Source organism: Bacillota bacterium, from assembly GCA_013314855.1.
Taxonomy (GTDB): domain Bacteria; phylum Bacillota; class Clostridia; order Acetivibrionales; family DUMC01; genus Ch48.
On the sequence record JABUEW010000061.1, the window covers coordinates 1 to 25,187 of the forward strand.

At 36.3% G+C, this 25,187-nt stretch carries 22 protein-coding genes; 21 read left to right on the forward strand and 1 reads right to left on the reverse strand.

Annotation, left to right across the window (positions count from 1 at the left end; translation table 11 throughout):
- Nucleotides 1–196: type II toxin-antitoxin system Phd/YefM family antitoxin (locus HPY74_11605; GenBank protein NSW91294.1), on the reverse strand; the 196-nt coding region annotated here is incomplete at its 3' end.
- A gap of 259 nt (nt 197–455) precedes the next feature.
- On the opposite strand from HPY74_11605, the gene HPY74_11610 reads away from it, so the two are divergent.
- The 21 genes from HPY74_11610 to HPY74_11710 all read left to right on the forward strand — a co-directional run bounded on the left by HPY74_11610 (nt 456) and on the right by HPY74_11710 (nt 25,028).
- Nucleotides 456–806 carry a hypothetical protein gene (locus HPY74_11610; protein NSW91295.1) on the forward strand — a complete coding sequence of 117 codons (351 nt, stop codon included), beginning with the start codon at nt 456–458 and terminating at the stop codon, nt 804–806.
- Nucleotides 803–1,663: a GGDEF domain-containing protein gene (locus HPY74_11615; protein ID NSW91296.1), complete on the forward strand. Its 861-nt coding sequence runs from the start codon at nt 803–805 to the stop codon at nt 1,661–1,663. Before HPY74_11610 ends, HPY74_11615 begins: the two co-directional genes overlap by 4 nt.
- Nucleotides 1,664–1,739: 76 nt before the next feature.
- The gene (locus tag HPY74_11620; GenBank protein ID NSW91297.1) at nt 1,740–2,300 is read left to right on the forward strand and encodes an FAD-dependent thymidylate synthase; all 561 of its coding nucleotides are present in this window, start codon (nt 1,740–1,742) and stop codon (nt 2,298–2,300) included.
- A gap of 55 nt (nt 2,301–2,355) precedes the next feature.
- Nucleotides 2,356–4,662 carry an AraC family transcriptional regulator gene (locus tag HPY74_11625; GenBank protein ID NSW91298.1) on the forward strand — a complete coding sequence of 769 codons (2,307 nt, stop codon included), beginning with the start codon at nt 2,356–2,358 and terminating at the stop codon, nt 4,660–4,662.
- A gap of 288 nt (nt 4,663–4,950) precedes the next feature.
- Nucleotides 4,951–5,940: a sugar ABC transporter permease gene (locus HPY74_11630; protein NSW91299.1), complete on the forward strand. Its 990-nt coding sequence runs from the start codon at nt 4,951–4,953 to the stop codon at nt 5,938–5,940.
- A gap of 16 nt (nt 5,941–5,956) precedes the next feature.
- Nucleotides 5,957–6,832 (forward strand): carbohydrate ABC transporter permease, encoded by an 876-nt coding sequence (locus HPY74_11635; protein NSW91300.1) that lies wholly within the window; start codon nt 5,957–5,959, stop codon nt 6,830–6,832.
- A gap of 75 nt (nt 6,833–6,907) precedes the next feature.
- Nucleotides 6,908–8,605, forward strand: a complete 1,698-nt coding sequence (locus tag HPY74_11640) for an extracellular solute-binding protein (protein NSW91301.1) — start codon at nt 6,908–6,910, stop codon at nt 8,603–8,605.
- Between the two features lie 308 nt (nt 8,606–8,913).
- Entirely contained in the window at nt 8,914–9,093 is a 180-nt protein-coding gene (locus HPY74_11645; GenBank protein ID NSW91302.1) for a hypothetical protein, read from the forward strand.
- A 154-nt stretch (nt 9,094–9,247) separates the two neighbouring features.
- Nucleotides 9,248–10,504, forward strand: a complete 1,257-nt coding sequence (locus HPY74_11650) for a histidine--tRNA ligase (GenBank protein ID NSW91303.1) — start codon at nt 9,248–9,250, stop codon at nt 10,502–10,504.
- An 88-nt stretch (nt 10,505–10,592) separates the two neighbouring features.
- Nucleotides 10,593–12,377, forward strand: a complete 1,785-nt coding sequence (aspS, locus tag HPY74_11655; protein NSW91304.1) for an aspartate--tRNA ligase — start codon at nt 10,593–10,595, stop codon at nt 12,375–12,377.
- Between the two features lie 21 nt (nt 12,378–12,398).
- Nucleotides 12,399–12,944 carry a signal peptidase I gene (gene lepB / locus HPY74_11660; GenBank protein ID NSW91305.1) on the forward strand — a complete coding sequence of 182 codons (546 nt, stop codon included), beginning with the start codon at nt 12,399–12,401 and terminating at the stop codon, nt 12,942–12,944.
- Nucleotides 12,945–13,071: 127 nt separating this feature from the next.
- A complete protein-coding gene (locus tag HPY74_11665) occupies nt 13,072–14,427 on the forward strand; it encodes a stage II sporulation protein P (GenBank protein NSW91306.1) in 1,356 nt (451 codons plus the stop codon).
- Between the two features lie 67 nt (nt 14,428–14,494).
- Nucleotides 14,495–14,755 carry a hypothetical protein gene (locus tag HPY74_11670; GenBank protein NSW91307.1) on the forward strand — a complete coding sequence of 87 codons (261 nt, stop codon included), beginning with the start codon at nt 14,495–14,497 and terminating at the stop codon, nt 14,753–14,755.
- Nucleotides 14,756–14,840: 85 nt separating this feature from the next.
- Nucleotides 14,841–16,652, forward strand: coding sequence for an elongation factor 4 (gene lepA, locus HPY74_11675; GenBank protein ID NSW91308.1), 1,812 nt, complete (start codon nt 14,841–14,843; stop codon nt 16,650–16,652).
- A gap of 54 nt (nt 16,653–16,706) precedes the next feature.
- Nucleotides 16,707–17,858: an oxygen-independent coproporphyrinogen III oxidase gene (locus HPY74_11680; GenBank protein NSW91309.1), complete on the forward strand. Its 1,152-nt coding sequence runs from the start codon at nt 16,707–16,709 to the stop codon at nt 17,856–17,858.
- Between the two features lie 145 nt (nt 17,859–18,003).
- Nucleotides 18,004–19,065: a heat-inducible transcription repressor HrcA gene (hrcA, locus tag HPY74_11685; protein ID NSW91310.1), complete on the forward strand. Its 1,062-nt coding sequence runs from the start codon at nt 18,004–18,006 to the stop codon at nt 19,063–19,065.
- A 33-nt stretch (nt 19,066–19,098) separates the two neighbouring features.
- Complete coding sequence (gene grpE / locus HPY74_11690) at nt 19,099–19,773, forward strand: nucleotide exchange factor GrpE (GenBank protein ID NSW91311.1); 675 nt, start codon at nt 19,099–19,101, stop codon at nt 19,771–19,773.
- A 262-nt stretch (nt 19,774–20,035) separates the two neighbouring features.
- On the forward strand, nt 20,036–21,904 hold the full coding sequence (dnaK, locus tag HPY74_11695) for a molecular chaperone DnaK (protein NSW91312.1): 1,869 nt from the start codon (nt 20,036–20,038) through the stop codon (nt 21,902–21,904).
- Nucleotides 21,905–22,105: 201 nt separating this feature from the next.
- Nucleotides 22,106–23,263, forward strand: a complete 1,158-nt coding sequence (dnaJ, locus tag HPY74_11700) for a molecular chaperone DnaJ (GenBank protein NSW91313.1) — start codon at nt 22,106–22,108, stop codon at nt 23,261–23,263.
- A gap of 170 nt (nt 23,264–23,433) precedes the next feature.
- Complete coding sequence (gene prmA / locus HPY74_11705) at nt 23,434–24,459, forward strand: 50S ribosomal protein L11 methyltransferase (GenBank protein ID NSW91314.1); 1,026 nt, start codon at nt 23,434–23,436, stop codon at nt 24,457–24,459.
- A complete protein-coding gene (locus tag HPY74_11710; GenBank protein NSW91315.1) occupies nt 24,441–25,028 on the forward strand; it encodes a 16S rRNA (uracil(1498)-N(3))-methyltransferase in 588 nt (195 codons plus the stop codon). The genes prmA and HPY74_11710 overlap by 19 nt, the downstream gene beginning before the upstream one ends.
- Nucleotides 25,029–25,187 lie beyond the last annotated feature (159 nt).

Below are 25,187 nucleotides of genomic sequence, written 5' to 3' on the forward strand. Positions count from 1 at the left end.
ATTTATTTTCTTCACTATACTTGCTTTCTTCATTACGATCACCCTTTTCATTAGATTTATTCTTAGATATATTTTCCTTATATGGCACTAGCATGGCTACCCTTTTTCCGTTTTTGGTAATTATAATGTCCTCCGTTTCCGAAAACTTAAGGTATTTACCGAAACTATTCTGTAATTCCGTAGTGGTAACAATCATAAATTTCACCTCTTCAAGTTTATTTTAGCTATTTATAAAAATATTATACCTATATAATTAAAAATGTCAACAAATTAGCTAAATTAATAGAAAAATTTTAAAAATATATGTACAGAGTTTAGTGAATGCTACTTTATTAGTTATAAATTTTAAAAATTACTGTAGATTTTTGCAGTATTGTAGTATAATAGTAAGAAATATATACAATTGAGCAAATAATTACATAAGAAAATATGGTAGGAAGGAGTTATTTGCAAAGATGGGTTACCGTAAAGAAAATAACAGGAAGGCAGAAATTATTATGAGGTTGTCTGAATTTGAAATGCCTCCCATGCAGGATGTATTAATAGTAGGAAAGAGAGCTGCCATTGGTCCCGAGGCAGCAAGAAGGATGGTTGATGTATTGTCTCCGGAACAGTATGATATTGTAAGGATAGACCACCCGGTGATTGAAGCTGTTGTTATAAGAAAAGCTCTACTTAACATGATCTCAAAAGATAAGTTACTGGAATTAATTATAGAAGAAGGGGGGAAAATTGCTAACGAAACTTTAATAATTAAGGCACAAGTTAATATCACAATTCAGGTTAGCAAATCTATAGAATTATGATTAGAAAAGTTAAAGATATTATGGTGAGGGATTTTATTAAGATTGATGCCCTTTGTAGAGTGGGCAGAATACAGGAAATAGCTTTAGAAAAAGGATATGATTGTTTTCCGGTGGTTGAGGGTGATAGAATAATTGGAGTTTTGACCACTCAAGAACTAATAAAAGCTCATTCCAACAGAATTGCTGCTGATGCTGTATCGAATAAATACGAAGTTATATCTCTTGATGCCAACTTATGGACAGCAGAAGAGATAATAAAACAAAAAAAGATTAATATTTTACTTGTAAAAGAAGATGAAGAAATATGCGGTATTATTACAAAACACCTTCTTGATGCTGAATTGGGAAAACATGTCGACCTGCTGACAGGGCTTTACAGGAGTGATTATATATATTATAAGGCAGTAGAACTTGTAAAAGAGGATATGGACTTTTCCATCATTTTTTTAGATATTAATAATTTTGGGCATATAAACAAAACATATGGCCATGTAAAGGGAGATATTATATTACAGGAAGTCAGCATATTGCTTAAAAAAAGTATTCCTAGCGATGCTTATTTATGTAGGTTTGCGGGAGATGAATTTATTGTATTAATTCCATATAATATAAAAGATTCTATATCTATTGCAAATAAGCTGGTTGATGTTGTATTATGCCATAAATTTCAAAACAATATATTAGTTACTATCTCAGCTGGGATAGCAGGAAAAAACAAATATAATATAAAATTACACAGTGCATATTCGGTTGTTACAAATATCATAAATACTGCCAGTCTTGCTTCTTCAAAAGCAAAGGCTGAGAAAAGTAAAATAAGTATAGCAGGTAATTTTAAATCAGATGAAATTGCTTAATAGTTGCTTAATAGTATATAATAAATATAAATACCTCTTTTAAAGTTTTAATACCAACATTATTAGGGGATAAGATATGAGAGTAGAATATTTAGGTACAAAAGGAACGTGGCGTGAGGTTGCAGATTCGGCAAACACTACAATAAACCGGGAATCGGGTACAAAGGAGCCTTCATCCCAGTGGAAAAGACGGATGCTTCTCTGTGAACATTCTCCAATACGCCAGCTATTTATTAAATGCAAATGGTATGACTTAAAATATTGGATATCGGTGCATTTTGTAAGGCATAAAATTGGTATTGAACACTGGGTGAGGAGCCAAAGAGAAGACCGTACCGGCATTGACCGGGATGGACTACCCCAGGCAAATACTGTTGAGCATGAGATTCTTGCCAATGCCCAGGCTATGATAAATATTTCAAGGAAGAGGCTTTGTAACCAGGCGTCCAAAGAAACAAGAGAAGCGTGGAAAGCTGTGCTGGAAGCTATAAAAGAGGAACAGCCTGAATTGTACAAGGTATGTGTGCCTGATTGTATTTACAGGGGCTGGTGCTATGAATTTCATTCCTGTGGGTACCATAAAACAAAAGAATACCAGGAAAGACTTAAGGAATACAGGGAAGGAATTAACCCGTAAGGATGGAAGTAACATCATTCTCAGCTAAAGTTTATTTTTAGGGAGTTGGATACAATTGAGGACTTTAGCAAATTTGGATTTAAAGAAACGGTATATATTCTTTTTTGTTTTGGTATCTATTGTACCCATTATTATAATTATGTTGCTATTGTATATACCTGTAAAAAATTTGTTTAAGGATGAAGTTATCCGTTCCGATAGCCTTAAAACAAGGCAATTAAGAGATATTATGGACGTAAGGACAACAGAAATATATAATATTGCCGTCCAAATATCTATTGATAAACGAGTAAAAGAATTTCTTTATGTAAAATCCCCTCTTGACCATATAGGTAATTTTTATATTAACGATGTTTCACAGATAATAAAGAACTACAGGGCAGGAAATAATTTTGTTAGTTTTATAGCTATTTATTTCAAACAAGGCTGTATAGTTGTTACAGATGAAGGTAAGTATCAAGATGATTATTTTTTTGAAAATATATTAAGATATGAAGGCATGGAGCCTTTAGAAGTAAAGGAGTTAATGTCCCGAACTTACTATAACGAATACCTTCCTATTAAGAATATAAGCAGTGCAGCTACAATAAACGGCAAATACGTGACATACATTCAATCAATCCCTATTGGTGAAAAAAATGCACCTGTAAATATCATAATGCTAATTGAAGAAAAGAATATGCTGGCTATGGTCGGTGAAACTAATATTGAACATAAAAGACAATTAACAATTGTAAAAGAGGATGGAGAGATCATTTTTTCAAAAGGTGGAGGAGAAGACCTATTACCGGAAATTTTACAGAAAACATTTTCTGATGAAGGCTCTTATGTATTACAAACACCAGGCCTCTCAAGTGTTGTTGTATCTTATGCAAAATCTAATGCCAAGAACTGGATATATGTTGTTATAACAAATATGGATAGCATAATATCCAAGGTAAATAAAATAAGGAACTTTACTATTTTAATTGTTCTAATTGCTGTGGCAATTGCCGTATCCTTGTCGGTAATGATGGCAGATTTAAGTTATTCACCATGGAAGAACCTGACGAAATATATCACAAGTGTATATAATAAAACTGATAATAATAAAAAGTATGAGGATGAGTACCGGTTTGCAATAGATACAATAGAGAATCTATTAAGTGAAAAAAGGAAGCTTCAGGATGATATGGATAAAAACCAAAATTATATGATGAACAATATTCTTATGAACATTTGTACAGGTAAAGTTCTTTCAAATGATTTAATAAGTAAAATAGAAGTGTTCTTGCCATATAAGTTATATTGCGTGATTATGGCTGATTTTGAAAGTAGTGAGCATTTAAAGATGTCAATATCCCAGTTTATATTCAGGTATATAGGTATATTTTATTCCGGTTGTAGATTATATAGCTTTATAGATGAAAAAGAACGTTTATGCCTGGTGCTTAATATTACTTCTTATGATACCAATACAATAATTCAAAAGATAAAACATGTAAGAGATGCTGTTAGTAATCATTTTGGTATTACCATTTACATTGGTGTAGGAAATGTTTATGAAGGGGTAGATAAACTTCATATTACTTTCAAGGAATCCAAAAAATCATTGGAATATTGTTTACTCAAAGGAAATGACCCTGTAGTATATTTCCCTGAAATAGAGAAATATATTTTTTCATCTCTTAACCTGCCTGTACATTCCGGAAATCCATTGCTAAATTCAGTCAAAATTGGAGATTTTAATACTTGTTTCAGTTTACTCAATGAGTATTTTGAGAACATTGTAAATAACGCAGGTGATGCATCAGTGCATTATATGTATTGCCTGTTTTATAATTTTGTAGGCGTTATCCTGAAAGCTTGTGAAGAAATAAATGTAGATTTTGAGGTTGTATTTAAGCAAAGTCCCGAGCAAATTCTGGACATAGATAAGTATCGGAATTCAAGGCAAATGATAGACAGTGTGTATAGTATTTACAGGCAGCTGTGTGATTATGTACAAAACAATAAAAGTAGCCAAAATATTAGCCTTAAGAAACGGATAGAAAAAATATTATATGAAAGTTACTCCAACAAAAACTTTTCTCTTGTTGAGCTTGCTGACAATCTTGGCTATTCTTCATCCTATCTTAGTCGATTTATAAAACAAGAATTTGGAACGGGGTTTGGCGACCTTCTCAACAATATAAGACTTGAGAAGGCAAAGCATATGTTATCAGCAGGATTGAAACAAATTGGTGAAATTTCCGATGCAGCAGGATATACAAGCATTAATAGTTTTATTCGCACATTCAAACGAGTAGAGGGCATAACACCCAAACAATACCGGGATATGATGTACGCCGAGATAAATGCTGAAAAGCTTTCAGCACATTAAAACATCCGCATTTAGAGAATAGGGTATTGCTCTTTTTAATTGGCTTTCTGCAGAAACTACAAACCCTGTAATTTATTGCATGGTTTGTTAAAAGAACAAGCAGCCTTGCAGAATGATTATTATGTCATGTAGAGTTAAAAAAAGTAAAGTAATGAATATAGTCAAAGTCATCTATTGTTAACCAAAGTAAAGTATTTTGTATTTACTTAAAGATAACAACTAAGTTAGAATGAGAATAGGTAATAACTAATAAACAACAATGAGCACAAAATATTTGAAGTAGTATGTATGGGGTTGGTAATATTGAGAATAAATAATATAGTCTTATTAAAACATTCGAAATTGAAGCAGCTAAAATTAAAACAGGAAAAAGGCTTTCAAAGATTTATTAAAACATTAAAAAAAGAGAAGTACTTGTGGATACTTGTATTACCGGGTATAATATGGTATTTGATTTTTGCATATGGTCCTATGTACGGCCTTGTAATTGCCTTTGAAAGATACTCTCCGGCAAGAGGAATTTTAGGAGGGCCATGGGTAGGGTTTAAGTGGTTTAAACAGTTTTTTGAATCACAATTTTTCTGGCGTTTAATAAGAAATACTTTACTTCTTAATATATATAGCATAATATTTAGTTTCCCCGCACCAATAATTCTTGCCATTATGCTTAATGAAATAAAACATGGATGGTATAAGAAAGCTGCACAGACCATTAGTTATTTACCGCATTTTATATCTACTGTAATAGCAGTGGGAATGGTTGTTAACTTTTTGTCTACTGATGGTTTCATAAATAATTTGATTAGCTTATTAGGAGGGCAAAGAAAACAGTTTCTTGTTATGCCTGAATGGTTCAGGACAATATATATAGCTTCTGGTATATGGCAGTCTGCAGGATGGAATTCTATAATATATCTTGCTGCAATAAGTGGAATAGATAGTCAGTTATACGAAGCAGCTATAGTAGATGGAGCCACAAAATTAAATCAAATATGGCATATTACAATTCCAGGTATATTGCCAACTATAATTATTCTTTTAATACTTAACTTGGGGCACATCCTAAGCGTAGGATATGAAAAGATTATACTTTTGTATAACCCAGCTGTGTATGAAACAGCTGATGTAATAAATACATATGTATACAGGCGTGGTGTCGCTGGTGGGGAATTCAGCTTTGGAACTGCAGTGGGATTATTTCAATCAGTAATCAATTTTATTATGATTATTTTGGCAAATAAGATAAGCAGGAATTTAAGTGAAATCAGCTTGTGGTAAGAGGGAGTTGAAGCTAATGTTAAAGAAGCTTTCAATAGGAGATAGAATATTTTATGCTATTGATTATATGTTTATTGCACTGGTTATATGCATTACGCTATACCCTTTTGTTTATATTCTCAGTTGCTCTATAAGTAATCCTGCTGCTGTTGCTGTAGGTAAAGTATGGTTATTGCCCAAAGGGATTACTTTCGATGCATATAGGAGGGTTATTGAGGATAGGTTAGTATGGATAAGCTATAAAAATACTCTCTGGTATGTTAGCGTAGGTACCACCATAAATATGTTACTTACAACCATTACTGCATACCCTCTTTCAAGGAAAAGGTTCAGCGGAAGGAATCCAATAATGATGTTTATTTCCTTTACAATGTTTTTTAGTGGGGGTATGGTCCCGACATATCTTCTCGTAAAAAATCTGGGATTGATTAATTCTCGATGGGCAATTGTAATTCCAGTTGCTATTAGTACATGGAATTTAATAATAATGCGTACCTTTTTTGAAGGCATACCAGAAAGTTTATACGAAGCTGCCACTATTGACGGTTGTAATGATATAGGAATTTTATTGAAAATTTACTTAAGCCTTTCGAAACCTGTTATGGCCGTTATGGTTCTATTTTATGCAGTAAGTCATTGGAACAGCTATTTTAATGCCATGCTATATTTAAATAAAGAAGAATTATATCCTCTTCAAATGCTGCTTAGAAAAATATTAATTCAGTATGAGCAAAGTGATTTGATGGCAGATGTTATGGAGGGGAGAGATGCAGTTGGACAGACCATACGTTATGCCACTATAATTATTTCTTCTCTTCCGATAATTAGTGTTTATCCTTTCTTGCAGAAATACTTCGTCAAAGGGGTTATGATAGGAGCAATAAAAGGGTAAAATTGTGAATTCCCCCTTGAAGGGGTTAATATAAAAATAATAGTTATAAAAAGTTGAGAAGGAGGGTTTATATTTATGTTTAAAAGAAAATTAATGGTACTAATAAGTGTAATACTGGTATTATCCATGCTGCTAGCGCTTACAGCTTGCAGCGGGAAAAAAGCAATTGGTGACGGAGATAAGTCATCAGGTTCGACCGATAGTAGCCCTAAAGGAGATACTTCAAAGAATGACAGTTTAAAAGGTTCTCCAATGTTGCCAATAGTAAAAGATAAACTTACCTTAAGAATCCTTTCACCAACCCGTGCTGATATTCAGCTTGGCAACGATATGCCTGTATTCCAGGAACTTGAGAAAAGGACAAATATCCATCTTGAGTGGGAAATACTACCAATAACTAATCCTGACGAGAAATTTAATCTTATTATGGCATCTGGAGACATACCTGATATTATTGGGTACTCAAACACAGATTTGGTCCTTAAATATGGGATGGAAGGTAACCTTATACCATTGCAGGATTTAATTAAAAATTATGCTCCAAATATTAAAAAAGCCCTGGATAACCCTTTGCAAGGAGAGAAACTGCCTTATAAGATGAATGTTTGGGGAGAAATAACTGCCTTAGACGGAAATGTATATAGTATACCTTGTTTAACTTCATCTAACGCTATTGGAGCAGTATATGGGATACGTGAAGATTGGCTTAAAAAGCTGGGATTGAATATTCCGGAAACCATTGACGAGCTCTATAATGTGTTAAAAGCATTTAAAGAAAGAGATCCTAATAGTAATGGAGAACAGGATGAAATCCCCTTTATAGCAGGTCAAGGTGGCAAAACTAATACCATACTTCCTATCATAAACGCTTTTGGCGCCCATATGGATCTTTATGTAGACCCAGCTACTGATACAATAAAATATGGACCTATAGAAGAAAGTTATAAAGAAGGTTTGGCATTCCTTAATAAATTGTATACAGAAGGTTTACTAGAGCAAGACTACCTTACAGCTACAAGAGATCAGTGGCTTAGTAAGGCAGGTGGAAACAAGGCAGGATTTATGTTTGTATGGCCTGGAAGTGGATTTGCAGCGTCAAATGCTGCACTTCAAAAACTGAATCCTGAATTTAATTTTACTCCTATACTTCCTATGAAAAGTAAAGATGGAAAGAGATATAAAGATAGTGCTACTGCTGGAAGATATGTTCTTTACAGAACATCTATTTCCAAGTCAAACAAATATCCAGTAGAAACTATAAAATATCTGGATTATCTCTTTACTGAAGAGGCTACAATTCTGGTTAGCTATGGAATAGAAGGATTGCATTATAATATGGTTAATGGAAAACCGGTATATACTGATCTAATTACCAAGAACCCCGAAGGAATTGATCCTGAAACAGCAAGAATTAAAGACGGCATGTTCTGGCAAGCGCTTCCTTATCAGATTGGGTGGGATTCTCATTTCCAGGCTATGGAGAAAACTGCTCCCTGGACAATAAAAGCCTGGGAACTTTATAGAGAATCAGGGATTGTTGAAGCACCGATGCCAACGTTAATGCTTTCAGAAGAAGATCATTCCACAAGAATTCAGATTTCAACAGAAATTAAAACCTACAAAGAACCTATGGTAGATAAGTTTATTATGGGTGTTGAATCTCTGAATAAATTTGATGAATATGTAAATCAAATTAAGAAATCCGGACTAGATGACCTTCTTAAAATATTGAATGATGCATATAGTAAATATAAACAGGCAGGAAAGAATTAAGATACCTGAAAGGAATAGATATAAAATTACCAACAAATATAATAGGGCGTTTAAACCGCCCTTGTTTTTTTTCTATAGCTTTTATATTGATTCGTAAAAGACAATAGTTACAAGAAATTATCAGGTATAGATATATTTGCATATTAGATAACTATATGAGATAATTTAAATTGTAAAGCATTATTAAAACTTTTATTGTAATAATAAAGTAAAACTTTTTTGAAATAAACTTATATAAACAAATAATGATACTGAAAATAAATAACATTAAGGACTATAAAAAATAAATAATTGGAGGGCGTAAAATTATGGATAGCAGGGCTGTAATAAAAAAGGTCATTGAATTCGATAATCCTGGACGAATTGGCTTTTGCTTGAGTGATGGTTACCCAAATGACTTTGTTTTTGCAGGTGCGAAGAAGAGGGAAGATTTTGACTCTGAATGGCACAAACCCGAGGACTTTATAACAGAATATTCATTATATTAAGAAAGGCTTATATTGACAATGCAGGTATACATATTTAAAATATAACTAATAATTTAATAATACATACTATGATAATATTATAAGAATAAGAAAGACAATTTGCCTGGCGTTGATGTAATGTTACTTAATATGTTTTTATGAGAGGAAGATTAAAATGCTTGTAAAAGCTCCTAAAGGGACGCGGGATATTCTCCCGTGGGAAGTTTATAAATGGCAATATATAGAAAAAGTAATAGCAAAATTGTGCAGAAATTTTGGGTATGAGGAAATAAGGATTCCTGTTTTTGAATATACTGAATTGTTTCAAAGAGGTGTGGGAGATACAACCGATATAGTACAAAAGGAAATGTATACCTTCCAGGACAAAGGCGGAAGGAGCATAACCTTAAGGCCTGAAGGTACTGCAGGGGTAGTAAGGAGTTATATAGAAAATGGTATGGCATCATTACCCCAGCCGGTAAAGCTTTATTATAATATTACAGCTTACAGGCATGAGAATGTACAAAAAGGAAGGTATAGGGAATTTAACCAGTTTGGAGTTGAGGTATTTGGTGCATCGGGCCCTTCTGTAGACGTAGAAATAATAAGTATAGTTGATGTACTGTTTAAGAGGTTGGGCTTGAAAGGTATTGAACTTGATATTAACAGTATAGGATGTCCAGGTTGCCGAAGAGAGTATAACCTAAAATTAAAAGAATTTTTAAAGCCTTTATTAGGAAAACTTTGCAATAACTGTATCGAACGCTTTGAAAGAAATCCTTTAAGGATACTGGATTGTAAGGAAGAAAAATGCAAACAATATGTTAAGGATGCCCCTGCATTGTTGGACAATCTGTGTGGTGAATGTAAGGCGCATTTTGAAGGCTTGAGAGCCGGCCTTGATAACCTGGAGATAAATTACAATATTAACAAGAATATAGTAAGGGGCTTGGATTATTATACTAGGACAGTTTTTGAATTTGTATCTTCTAATGTGGGTACCCAGGGCACTATATGCGGAGGCGGCAGGTATGATGGGCTTGTTGAGCTGTTCGGTGGCCCAAAGACTCCCGGAATAGGATTTGCACTGGGAGTAGAAAGGCTTCTTATGGAAATGGAAAGCCAGGGAATTGAAATTGCGAAGCCGGAGGGTATTGATATATATATTGCACCAATTGGAGATACTGCCGATAGGTATGCCGAAAAGCTTGTATATCAGCTGCGAAGTGTAGGAGTCAATGCAGAAAAGGATGTTATGGGAAGAAGTCTTAAAGCCCAGATGAAATATGCAGATAAGCTTGGAGCTACTTATACAGTGGTAATAGGAGATAATGAAATTGAGAGCAATAGGGCGGTACTGAAGAACATGAAAACCGGAGAGCAAAAGGATGTAAGCCTGGATTCAATATTGAATAGATTGAAAAATAAATAACAACTAATAAATTACAAATTAAATTACAAATTAAATTACAAATAAGTTACCTTAGATACGCTTAAAAGTAGAAGTAGGAGGAATAAGTATGGAAGAATCAATCTATGGCATGAAAAGGACCCATATGTGCAATGATTTAAGATTAAAGGATGTAGGTCAAAAAGTTACAGTTATGGGCTGGGTGCACAAGAGAAGAGACCTGGGGGGTGTTATATTTATTGATTTGCGTGATAGATCGGGTATACTCCAGGTTGTGTTCCACTTAGGTGACAATGGGGAAATATTTAAAAAAGCAGAAAGTTTAAGAAGTGAATATGTAGTAGCAGTAACGGGAGAAGTTGTTAAAAGGGATCCTGAAACCGTAAATCCCAAGATAGATACGGGGGAAATTGAGGTGAAAGCAAGAGAACTGAGAGTTTTAAGTACTGCGGAAACACCTCCTTTATATATTGAAGAAGATTTAGATGCTAATGAGCTAATAAGGCTCAAGTATAGGTATCTTGATTTAAGAAGACCTGATATGCAAAGAAACATTATATTAAGGCATAGAGTTGCCAAGCTTGCCAGAGACTATTATGATTCCAAGGGTTTCCTGGAAATTGAGACACCTATGCTTACCAAGAGTACCCCTGAAGGGGCAAGAGATTATCTTGTGCCCAGTAGGGTCCATCCCGGAAAGTTTTTTGCCCTGCCTCAGTCACCCCAGCTTTTTAAACAGCTTCTTATGGTGTCCGGATTTGATAGATACTATCAAATAGTAAAATGTTTCAGAGATGAAGATTTGAGAGCTGACAGGCAGCCTGAATTTACCCAGATTGATGTTGAGATGTCCTTTGTTAATGTCGAGGATGTAATCGAGGTAAACGAAGGTTTTGTGAAAAAAGCTTTTAAAGAAATCCTTGGAATAGAGTTTAACGAACCTTTTACCAGGATGTCCTATCAGGAGGCCATGGACAGGTTTGGTTCAGATAAGCCGGATATTAGGTTTGGCCTTGAGCTTGTCAACATATCCGATATTGTAGAAAATAGTGGTTTCAAGGTGTTTTCCGATGCAGTGAAAAATGGGGGAAGTGTAAGGGTTATTAACGCGAAAGGTTGTGGAACCAAGTTCAGCAGGCGGGAAATAGACAGCCTTGTTGATTTTGTAAAGGACAATAAGGCAAAAGGTATGACCTGGATTGTTGTGGAAGAAAATGAGCTTAAGTCTGCCATTACCAAATTCCTTACAGAAGAAGAAATTAAGGCAATACTCGGAAGGGTGAAAGCTGAGCCGGGAGATCTAATATGTTTTGTTGCCGATAAAAATGAAGAAATAGTATATAACGCCCTTGGCCAATTAAGGTTGGAGTTGGCAAGAAAGCTTGACCTGATAAATAAAAATGAATATAAGTTTTTGTGGGTTACAGAGTTTCCACTTCTTGAGTTCGACGAGGAAGAAAAGCGTTGGACAGCTAGACACCATCCTTTTACCTCTCCAATGGATGAAGATATACAATACCTGGAAACTGATCCGGGAAAGGTAAGGGCAAAGGCCTATGATCTTGTACTTAATGGAGTTGAGCTTGGAGGCGGAAGTATAAGGATACACACCCAGGAGCTCCAGGCAAAAATGTTTAAATTGTTGGGGTTTAGCCGGGAACAAGCACAGGAAAGGTTTGGCTTCCTTTTAGAAGCGTTTAAATACGGGACACCTCCCCATGGAGGTATGGCCTTTGGCTTTGACAGGCTAATTATGCTCATGGCCGGAAGAAACTCCATAAGGGATGTAATTGCGTTCCCGAAAATTCAAAATGCTTCATGTCCCCTGACAAACGCACCAAGTGAGGTAGAAGAGAAACAGCTAAGGGAGCTACATATCAGGACTACAGTGTAACTCGTGATAGGAGTGGTTTTTATGCCGGGTAACTATATTTTAAAAGAGGTCTTTGAGTGGGCTATACATATAATTTTAGCTGTTCTTATAGGTCTATTCATAGTTACCTTTATAGCTCAAAGGACTATTGTAGACGGTAATTCAATGTTACCCACTTTAAATCATGGAGACCAGTTGATAGTTGAGAAAATAAGTCCCAGGATAGATAAATTAAAAAGAGGAGATTTGGTAACAGTATATATTCCTGAATACCTGGAAAAAGGTAAAGATTATGTTGTAAAAAGGGTTGTGGCTATCGGGAATGATACTGTAGAAATAAAGAACGGAAAGCTGTTTGTTAACGGTGAAGAGGTTAAGGAAGATTATATTAACGGAAGTGAGACGCAGGAGGTAAATCCGGAGTATAGCAGCTTGACAGTTCCTGAAGACTGTGTTTATATACTGGGCGATAACCGCCTTCCCCATGCGAGCCTGGACAGCAGGAGCATAGGTCCTGTGAAAAAGAAAAGAATAACCGGAAAGGTTATTTTAAGATATTATCCTTTCAATAAGGCAGGATGGCTTTAATCTAAAAACTTTTCATAGGTATTTGTGACTTTAAGGTCATATGAGTTAATCTGATCGGACTGATTGTCATAATATCCCCTGGGGTAGAATAATAATTGTATATAGTTTACTACAGGCGGGGATAAAGATGATAAAAAGACGTTGGAGAAGGTCACAAACACAGGTCTTCCTTAAAGTCGTCACAGTTTCCGTATTTTTGCTCCTTTCTTACGGCGCTGTAAGAATAGGGATTGCAGGTGGTAACTATATTTATAATAATGGTTTCCAAATTGTTGAAAAAATTGATGTAGAGAAATTTAAATCAATTTTAAACTCTACCTTACCCCTTATAAATGTTACATACAACAGCGGAAGTATAGGTAATCCTTTTACAGCACAGGTAAAAAAACTAGTGAGGATGTTTTCAGGCTTTGATTTAAATGCGCCGGTAACAATCATGAATACGCAGGCTCCCTATTTTTATTTATACTATAAAAATAACTATCTTCCCTTGCTTGCTTTAGAAGATAAAATTGAAAAGGATGAAGGTATAGATCCCGATAGTGCGGCAGGCAGAGAACCCCGCCAGGATTCCCGGGGAAATATTGATAGCAATTATGATAAGGGACTGGAAGAAAGGAAACCTGGTGAAAAGCTCAATGAAGATATGCCTGGTAATAACAGTGATAATAATGGAAATGAGGATAGTGGTAAGATAAGCTTTTATTATTATGAGGGAGAGGAAGAAAAATTAGAAACTCCGGAAGAGAGTATCATTAATGGACAAGAAATAGTAATTCAAAATATGACAAAGTACAAAATTGATGTAGATGCCCTTTTAAAAGAACCTCTTAATATAAAGTTTAACAGAAGCGGGCCTAAAATATTGATTTTTCATACGCATACTACTGAAAGCTTTATAAAGAAACTTGACGACCTGAATAAAAAAGATGTCCCCAATTGGTCTTTAGATCCTCAGGAAAGTGTTGTAAGGGTAGGTCATGAACTTGCAGAGTTATTAAGAAAGAAGTATGGGTACGATGTGCTGCATAACGGCACTGTACACGATTATCCCGATTATGAGAAGGCCTACAGCAATGCTTACGAAACATTAAATAATTATTTAAAGAGCCACCCTTCAATAAAATTGGTATTTGATATTCATAGGGATGGTCTTAGCAAGGACCAGTCAAAGCTTCGGTTGACAACAAAAATTGACGGTAAGGATGTGGCAAAAATAATGTTTGTAGTAGGAACAGATGCAAGAAGGCCCGAACATCCTAATTGGAAAGAGAATCTGAAACTTGCCCTGAAACTCCAGGAAAATTTGAATAAGCAGCACCCGGGGTTGGCAAGACACATTTATATAAGCAATAACGTATATAATCAGAATCTAACTACCGGTTCATTAATTATAGAGATAGGCGGTGACGGAAACCTGTTAAGCGAGTGCCTTGAAAGTGTTAAATATCTGGCTAAAGCTATATATGAAGTTATTAAATAGGTTATAACAGGTAATAATATACGTGGTAGTATAATTTGGTTGTGCCAGTTGTACGCGAGGTGGTTACATGGGGAGGCTTGAAAATTATAAAAATATCAGGCGATACAAAAGACGGTGCCTTCGTATTGCCCTTTTATCGTTTTTTTTAGCAGTGGCGGGTATTCTTATTGCCGACTATTCAATTAACGGCCTTATGACTGATACAGGCAAAATTAAAATAATATCTTTTAAAACTTTTGACTCACAGCTGGAAGTATGCTTTATGAACATGAAGTTTTATACTGATGCAAATTATTTACTTAAGTTTATTGATAAGTTATGCAAATAAAATTTCCTATTCATAGCCCGATACTTATGTTATAATATATTGTTGAAAAATAAGAACCAAGTGTTGGAGTGAAAGGAAAGAGCGAATGGCAAGTGCACGAGAGAAAAAAATACGGAATTTTTGCATAATTGCCCATATCGACCATGGTAAATCTACCCTTGCCGACAGATTAATTGAAATGACCGGTTTGCTAACTGAAAGGGAAATGCAAGAGCAGGTCTTAGACAGTATGGATATTGAGAGGGAAAGGGGCATAACCATAAAGGCAAGAGCTGTGAGGATGGTGTATAAGCATAAGAATGAGGAGGAATATATTTTTAATCTTATAGATACGCCTGGCCATGTAGATTTTAACTATGAAGTTTCGAGAAGCCTTGCTGCATGCGAAGGAGCCATACTTGTGGTAGATGCTGCACAGGGTATAGAAGCCCAGACTCTGGCCAATGTATACCTTGCCCTTGAGCATAACCTGGAAATTATTCCGGTTATTAATAAAATTGATTTATCCAATGCACAGCCGGAGCATGTAAAAAAGGAGATTGAAGATATTATTGGTCTGGAAGCAAAAGATGCACCCATGATTTCTGCCAAGAACCGGGTAAATATAGAAAGTGTGTTGGAGTGCATCGTAAATAAAATTCCTCACCCGGAAGGCGATGAGGAGGCGCCTTTAAGAGCGCTGATTTTTGATTCATATTATGATAATTATAAAGGTGTTATTGCATTTATACGGGTTAAGGAAGGAAAGGTTGCGCCGGGGGATTACATTAAAATGATGAATACAGGTAAGGAGTTCCAGGTAACTGAAGTGGGGTATATGCTTCCTCATACATTAGTGCAGTGTGAAGGACTCCTTGCAGGAGATGTTGGATATGTAGCGGCAAGTATTAAAAATGTAAGGGATGCGAGAGTAGGGGATACAATTACTCTAGCCCATAATCCGGCGAAAACACCCTTGCCCGGCTATAAAAAGGTTAACTCAATGGTGTTTTGCGGCATATATCCTGCAGATGGGGCAAAATATGCAGATTTGAAAGATGCCTTAGAAAAGCTGCAATTAAATGATGCGGCTTTAACTTTTGAACCGGAAACATCTGTAGCATTAGGGGCCGGTTTCAGGTGCGGTTTTCTTGGGCTGCTTCATATGGAGATTGTGCAGGAGAGGCTGGAAAGGGAATATGACCTGGATTTAGTTACTACTGCGCCCAGTGTTATATATAAAATAACAAAGACGGACGGAAAGGTTATCAATATTGACAATCCAACCAACATGCCTCCCGTTACTGAAATTGAAAAAATGGAAGAGCCTGTTGTCCGCGCTTCAATAATGACGCCTTCAGAATATGTAGGCAATATTATGGAACTTGCCCAGGAGAGGAGGAGCATACTAAAAAACATGGAATATATCGATGAAGGCCGGGTAATGATGAACTATGAAATACCCTTAAATGAAATAATCTATGATTTCTTTGATGCCTTGAAATCCAGGTCAAGGGGTTACGCTTCTTTTGATTATGAACTTATTGGGTATAAGGAAGCGGATTTGGTAAAGCTTGATATTATGCTGAACGGGGAGATAGTAGATGCTCTTTCCTTTATTGTACACAGGGAAAAGGCATACCCCAGGGCAAGGAAAATGGCTGAAAAATTAAAGGAAGCCATACCCAGGCACCAGTTTGAAATACCTATACAGGCATGTATTGGAGGAAAAATAATTGCCAGGGAGACAGTTAGGGCTTTTCGAAAAGATGTGCTGGCAAAGTGTTATGGAGGCGATATTACCAGAAAAAAGAAGCTTCTGGAAAAACAGAAGGAAGGGAAAAAACGCATGAGGCAGGTGGGGACAGTGCAAATTCCCCAGGAGGCCTTTATGAGTGTATTGAAGTTGGACACTTAAAAAGGGAGGAGAAAAGCTATCAATGACCAAAAAGTTTTTGACAGGAAAGCGGTTATTGAAGTCAAAGATTCAAACACTAAGAGAATAGGAGTATATATTCATATACCTTTTTGTAAATCTAAGTGCTATTACTGCGATTTTAATTCATATGCTTCAAAGGAATACCTTATTCCTGAGTATTGTAAAGCGCTGATAAAAGAGATAGGTTATTATAGAAATAGAAGCAACTACGAAGTAATATCCGTATTTTTTGGGGGAGGCACACCCTCCCTTGTACATCCAATATATATATGTGAGATTATTGATGAATGCTTTAAAACATTTTATATGTCAAAAGATGTGGAAATAACTATAGAGGCAAATCCCGGTACCCTGACATTGGAAAAACTGAAAATGTATAAAAAAGCCGGTATAAACAGGTTAAGTATGGGACTGCAGGCATGGCAGGACAGACTCTTGTTAAGTTTGGGTAGAATTCATAGAGCAAAGGATTTTGTAAACAACTTAAACCTGGCACGGGAGGCAGGGTTTGATAATATCAGCGCTGACCTGATTTTTGGGTTGCCGGGGCAGTCCTTATATGAGTGGGAGGAGACACTGGAAAAGGTTACCTGTGAAAGGATAGAGCACTTATCATGTTACAGTTTAAAGATTGAAGAAGGTACGGTTTTAGAAGAAAGAATTAAAAAGGGTAAGATACAGGTTATAGAAGATGAACTTGACAGGGATATGTATCATATGGCTGTAAAAAAACTTAAAAGTAAAGGTTTTAAGCATTATGAAATATCCAATTTTTCGAGACCGGGTTTTGAAAGCAGACATAACATGATTTATTGGAAAGGTGAGGAATATATCGGTTTGGGGGCAGGTGCGCATTCATATTTTGAAAACAAAAGATACAATAATGTGGAAAAGCCCGAAGATTATGTGTATAATATTTCCAGGTGCCAAATTCCTTTGGAAAACATCCAGGTGATAACTGAAGAGGAAAGGATATCCGAGTACCTTATACTTGGACTAAGACTTATAGATGGAATAAGTTTAGAGGATTTTAAAAGGAAATTTGGAAAAGAATTATTAGAATTATACGGTGATAATATAGGTATTCTAATAAAAAGAGGGCTTTTATATTTTTCAGAAGGGAGGCTTAAATTGACTGATTTAGGTTTGGATTTGGCAAACCAGGTGTTTGTTGAATTCATATAGAAAAAGCACCCATATAGTAAAAAAACAATGTATAATAAACAATATATAGTAAAAAAACTCTTGACAAAAAAAACAGTGGGTGGTATTTTAAGTATAGAATTAGCACTCGCCGTTAACGAGTGCTAACAAAAAAGGGGTGTTAATGATGTTACTAGGTGATAGGAAAAAGTTAATATTAAAAGCCATCATTGACAGCTACATTGACACTGCAGAGCCGGTAGGCTCAAGGACTATTGCCCGTAAACATGAGATTGGGCTAAGCTCAGCTACTATTAGAAATGAGATGGCTGATTTAGAAGAGATGGGATTGCTTGAACAGCCTCATACATCGGCAGGTCGGGTTCCATCCGACAAGGGCTATAGGTTTTATGTAGATCAATTAATGCCCAAAATAGAATTAACGGCATCTGAAATTGAGCAGATAAAAAGAGCTTTAAAGATGAAGATTAATGAATTGGGACAGCTAATAAGCCAGGTTTCTGCAGTTGTGTCAGATATTACAAAGTATACTTCTATGGCTATAACACCGCAAATGAATAAAAGCACATTAAAGACAGTACAGGTGCTACCTGTACATTATGATAAGTTGCTTGTAATTGTTGTAACTAATGCAGGGCTAGTAAAGAACAGTTTAGTGAGAATAGCGGGTAATGTTTCTTCCGATTCTTTACAAAGGCTTTCTAATTTGTTGAATACTAAACTTACAGGTATTATGTTGGAAAAAATAAATTTAAGGGACTTAAAGGATAATATAGAAAGGGAAATTTATATAAATAAAGACATTATTATACCTGTTATGGACGGTATTAATGATTGCTTGTGCCAGATTTTTAACTCAGATGTGTACCTCGAAGGGACGACGAACATTTTCAATTTCCCTGAATTTCATGATGTATTGAGGGCAAAGCAGTTCCTTAGTGTCCTTAATACAAAGGAAATATTATGTGCTTTAATGTACAAAAGTATTGAAAATGGGGGTATAAAGGTAAGGATTGGGACCGAGAATGAATTTGAAGAAATAAAGGATTGTAGTCTGGTAACTGCAACTTACAGTATAAATAATGAAATTATAGGGTCGATTGGAGTTATTGGCCCTACCAGGATGGAGTATTCCAAGGTAATAGCATCTTTAAATTACATTAGGAAGATGATAAACAGGGAGCTTGTGGAGCTCATGGGAATAAACCAAGATGAATTTTCCTGGTGAGTAAGCAAATATAAATAAGGTGGTGAATGGCAAATGAAGGAAGAAAAAAAAGAAATGAATAGTACTGGCAGCACTGGTGAAACAACATGCAGCGAAGACAAGGGAAAGGATGTATGCAGTAACGACTTTGAAAATGAAAATTGTGGGGAAAATGAATGCAAAAATGGTGAGGATAATAACTGCAAAAATAATGGTGCAGATTCAGGAGATAGCTTAAATGATGAAAAAGAAAATTTAAAAAAAGAGATGGAAAAATTAAGAAAACAACTTGAAGAAGCAACTTCAAAGTGTGAAGAATATTTTAATATGTTGCAGAGGACTGCAGCAGAATTTGATAATTACAAAAAACGGACCCAGAAAGAGAAGGAAGTTTTGGGTAAGGAAGTAGTTTGCGATGTTGTAGCGACATTCATACCGGTGGTAGATAATCTTGAAAGAGCACTTAAGGCTACAGAAAAAGAATGCGATTTGAAAACTGTTAGGGAAGGAATAGAGCTTGTTTATAACCAGTTTAGCGAAATCCTGAAGAATTTGGGTGTAGAACAAATTAAGTGTGTGGGGGAGAAGTTTAATCCAAACTTTCATGATGCAGTTATGCATGTAAAGGATGAAGCATATGGTGAAGGTGAAGTTGTGGAAGAATTGAGGAAGGGTTATGTTATGGAGGATAAAGTTATAAGGCATAGTATGGTAAAAGTTGCAAATTGATATGAAAAGCGTGATAAGCGTCGCATTGCGTTGTCAGACTTCGGGCGCAAAAATCCTCACATATACCCACATATGCTGCGGTTTTTGCCCCTTGTCTTCCTAGCACTGCTCGCTTCTGACGCTTTTCATTGAAAAGCGTGATAAGCGTCGCATTGCGTTGTCAGACTTAATATGAAGAGTTAATCTCTTTCATTATAAAGAATAAAGAACAAAAATTATAAATATGTTAAACAAAGTTTACAAAAACAGGAGGTAGAAATATATGGGAAAGGTAATTGGAATAGACTTAGGTACTACGAACTCATGCGTAGCTGTTATGGAAGGTGGAGAACCCGTTGTTATTCCTAATGCAGAGGGTAGCCGTACTACACCATCAGTTGTTGCTTTCTCAAAAACAGGAGAAAGATTGGTTGGCCAGGTTGCAAAAAGACAGGCAATAACAAATCCCGATAGAACTATAATATCCATAAAAAGGGATATGGGTACAAATAGAAGAATTAGAATTGACGATAAGGAATACACGCCACCGGAAATATCTGCTATGATACTGCAAAAGTTAAAGGCGGACGCTGAAAGTTATCTCGGCGAACCTATAACGCAAGCTGTTATAACAGTGCCTGCATATTTCAGCGACTCACAGAGGCAGGCTACCAAGGATGCAGGAAAGATTGCAGGACTTGAAGTCCTTAGAATAATAAACGAACCTACCGCTGCAGCTTTGGCGTATGGTTTGGATAAGCAACATGACCAGAAAATAATGGTTTATGACCTGGGCGGAGGTACATTTGATGTATCAATACTTGAAATAGGCGACGGTGTGTTTGAAGTGTTGGCAACCAGCGGTAACAACAGGTTGGGCGGCGACGATTTTGATCAGAGAATTATTGACTACCTGGCAGAGAATTTCAAACGAGAACACGGGATTGATTTAAGAAACGACAAAATGGCGTTGCAGCGTTTGAAGGAGGCTGCTGAAAAGGCGAAAATTGAACTCTCGAGCGTTCCAAGCACTAATATAAATCTTCCTTTTATAACTGCAGATGTCAGCGGCCCTAAACATCTTGACATGACACTAACAAGGGCTAAATTTGAAGAGCTTATTGCAGATTTAATTGAGAAGACAATGGGACCTACCAGGCAGGCTCTGGAAGATGCGGGCTTGACTCCTGACAAAATAGATAAAATTCTTTTAGTGGGTGGTTCTACGCGAGTGCCTGTAGTACAGGAAGCTGTGAAGAAATACATGGGGAAAGAGCCTTTTAAGGGAATAAACCCTGACGAATGTGTAGCTATAGGTGCAGCAATACAGGCAGGCGTTTTGGCGGGCGACATTAAAGACTTATTGTTGCTTGACGTAACGCCGTTGTCCCTTGGTATAGAGACCCTCGGAGGAGTGTTTACAAAGCTTATTGAAAGGAACACTACAATTCCTACCAAAAAGAGTCAAATATTTACGACTGCCGCAGATGGACAGACAAGCGTTGAAATCCATGTTTTACAAGGTGAACGTGAAATGGCGGCATACAACAAAACACTTGGAAGGTTCCAGCTTACAGGAATACCTCCGGCACCAAGAGGGGTGCCTCAGATTGAAGTAACATTTGATATAGATGCCAACGGTATAGTAAATGTTTCTGCCAAGGATTTAGGGACAGGAAAGGAGCAGAAGGTTACTATAACTGCATCCAGTAACCTTTCTAAAGAGGAGATTGATAGGGCTGTTAAAGAGGCCGAACGGTTCGCTTCAGAGGATAAAAAGAGAAGACAAGAGGCCGAAGCAAGAAATGAGGCCGATTCCTTTGTATATCAGGCTGAGAAAACCCTGAAAGATTTGGGTAATAAGTTGAGCAGTAGTGAAAAGTCGAGAATTGAATCAGAAATAGCAAGGGTCAAGGAAGCGTTAAAAGGTACGGATATAGATTCTATAAAGAGGGCTACAGAAGCTCTAAAACAAGCATTTTACGATATATCGGCAAAGATTTACCAACAACAGCAACAAGGTCAAGGCGCGCAGGGGGCCGGGTTTAACCCGGGAGGCGGGCAGGAGCATGGACCTGGTCCTAGAGCAGGCCAGGACGGCAATGTCTATGATGCAGACTATAAAGTAGTGGATGACGATGATAAGAAATAAAAGAAGAGACTTTTTAAGCATATAAAATGCTTGTGGAGAATGTAGTTGTAGTTAATTTCGACAAATCAGGTAACAGGGGCGGCAAATCACCGCCCTTGTAGATTTTTAACCGAACAGGATTTTTAAACAAATAATTGTAATAATGTTTATTAATATGCTATAATAACTTGGATGACCGAAAGGTGACAAGGAGATGGTGGAATGGCAAATAAAAGAGACTATTATGAAGTGCTTGGTATAGATAGGAATGCGTCAGATGAAGAAATAAAAAAAGCATATAGAAAACTCGCAAAAAAATATCACCCTGATGTTAATCCGGGTGATAAAGAGGCTGAAGCAAAATTTAAGGAAGTTAACGAGGCGTATGAGGTGTTAAGCGACCCGCAAAAAAAAGCAAAATACGATAGATTTGGCCATTCAGCGTTTGAACAGGGAGGTTTTGATAGCGGTTTTGGAGGGTTTGGCGACTTCGACTTTGGGGGAATTGGAGACATCTTTGAGAGTTTTTTTGAAGGTGCTTTTGGCGGTTCCAGTTTTAGCAGGAGGACTTCAAAAAGCAGGACAGGACCCCAGCGTGGAGCAGACTTGAAGTATCGTATAGATATCACATTTGAGGAAGCTGCCTTTGGAACGGAAAAAGAAATATCGTTAAATAGGATAGAAGTTTGCCAGACTTGCCAGGGGACAGGCGCAAGCTCCGGCACAGGCCTTGAGACATGTAAACATTGTAATGGTACTGGTCAGATACAGTTTAAACAAAGCACACCTTTTGGGCATTTTGTTAATATTAAAACTTGTGATGTATGCAGAGGAGAAGGAAAAATTATTACCAATCCGTGCTATACCTGCGGTGGTAGTGGAAAGGTAAGAAAGAATGTAAAAATTAAAGTTAAAATACCTGCAGGAATTGATAATGGACAAACAATTTCGTTACGGGGAGAAGGGGAACCCGGTCTAAGAGGAGGGCCTGCAGGGGATTTATATATTGATGTAAGGGTGAAACCTCATCCTATATTTACGCGTAAAGGAAATGATATAATTTGTGAGATCCCTATAACCTTTGTACAGAGTGCACTTGGAGGGGAGTTGGAAGTGCCCACTCTGGAAGGGAAAATTAAATATAACATACCTGAGGGTACCCAGACAGGGACAGTGTTTAAATTGAAAGGAAAAGGCATCCCCTTTATCCGTGGGACCGGAAGAGGTGACCTGTTTTTTAAAGTAAATATTGAAGTTCCCAGAAAACTAAATGAAAGGCAAAAGGAGCTCCTAAGAGAATTTGCCTCTATAAGCGGAGACGAAGTATATGAAGATAGAAAAACTTTTTTTGATAAAATGAAAGATGCCCTAGGACTATAGAAAAATTAGAGGTGAGAGGTGGATAAGAGATAGTGGGTAGTGGATAGTGGGTAGTAGGGAGTGGGGAGTGAGAGGTCAGAAGATAGAAGTGAGGAGTTAGAGGTGAGAGGTGAGAAGTTAGAGGTTAGAAGTGGGAGGTTAGAGATAAAAGGTGGGATGTAGTAAACGGGATGAAGTGGTATGAAGTAAGGTTAAGAACAAACAGAGAAGCATGCGATGCCGTATCTGATATGCTAATGTCCATTGGCGCCAATGGTGTTGCTGTAGATGATGTTATGGACATAATTGATGGAATTGCAGGTACAGGTAAAACTGATTGCATATATGATTATGATTATATAGAGGAAGAAATTTTAAGAAAGGCTGCTGCAGATGATGGTACAGTGACAATAAAAGGGTACTTCCCTGCAAGGGAAAATATAGATTGCTTAATCAAAATAATTGAGGATAAAATATCGGATATTTCAAAGCACATTGATACAGGTAAAATGGAAGTTGGATACTTTGAGCTTTGTGAGGAAGATTGGGCTAACAATTGGAAAAGTTATTACAAGCCTTTTAATATAACCGAAAATATTGTTATAAAGCCTTCCTGGGAAGAATACACCGGTAATATGCATAAAATTATAATTGAAATGGATCCTGGTATGGCTTTCGGTACAGGTACTCATGAAACCACCAGAATGTGCGTCCTGTTGTTAGAAAAATATGTGAAGAATGGCGACACTGTAATAGATGTGGGTTCGGGTTCAGGTATACTCTCAATTATTGCTGCAAAACTTGGAGCAAAAAGTGTATTGGCGCTGGATATTGATGAAGAGGCAGTAAGGGTTACAGAAAACAATTGCAAGGTTAATAATGTGGAAGGCATGGTTAAGGTTCTCAAAGGCTCCTTGGATTATATTGGTAGTGAAGTACAATACTTGGAAGATGGAGATGCGCAATGCTTTCAATATTTAGGGAATGGAAAAGCGGATTTGGTTGTTGCAAATATAATAGCCGATGTAATAATTAATTTGGCCTGGACAGTAAGACTTTATGTGAAAGAAGGAGGCCTATTTATAGCTTCAGGTATTATAAAGGATAAAAAAGACAGTGTACTTTCGGAGTATCTAAAAAATGGTTTCCAGTATAAAGAGATAATTGAAGAAGGGGAATGGGTGGCGATAGTATTTAGATGTCCAGGTTCTTTATAACAGATAAGAATAATATTTTTTCAGATAGTATTATAATTACGGGAGAAGATGTTAATCATATAAAAAATGTTCTTAGGTGCCATGTTGGGGATCCTTTAGTTTTATGCGATGGAAATGGCACTGATTTCCAAGTACGTATTGATAGCTTCAGGCAGGGACAAATTACTACAAAAATAGTAAGTATATCGAAGAACAGAACGGAACCTCCTTTTGATATCGTCCTCTTTCAAGGAATACCTAAAGGTGATAAAATGGACTATATTGTACAAAAGGGTGTAGAGCTTGGCGTAAAAAGAATAATACCAATAATGACAGAAAGGACTGTTTTAAAGTTTAATAGTGAAGAAGATAAGAAAAAGAAAAAAACAAGGTGGCAAAAAATATCTCTTGAAGCAGCAAAGCAATGCAATAGGGGAGTAGTACCTGAAATAGAGGTACCAATACACTTCAAAGAAAGTTTGGAGTATTTGAATAATTTTGATTTTACTCTTATACCTTATGAAAAAGAAAAAGATAGAACCCCAGAGATGAAGCACGAATTTAAAAGAAAGAGAAAACAAGAGTTATAGAGAGTAGCAAAAAAATATTTTCGCAAAACCGAGTTGGACACGTACAAGATTAGTATTGTATAGTAGACTTGGGGGAGGTAGGTAATCAAGTCATGAACAATACTAATAGAACATTTTCAGGTAGGACATTTAGTCCTGAAGATATAGAAATGATAAAAT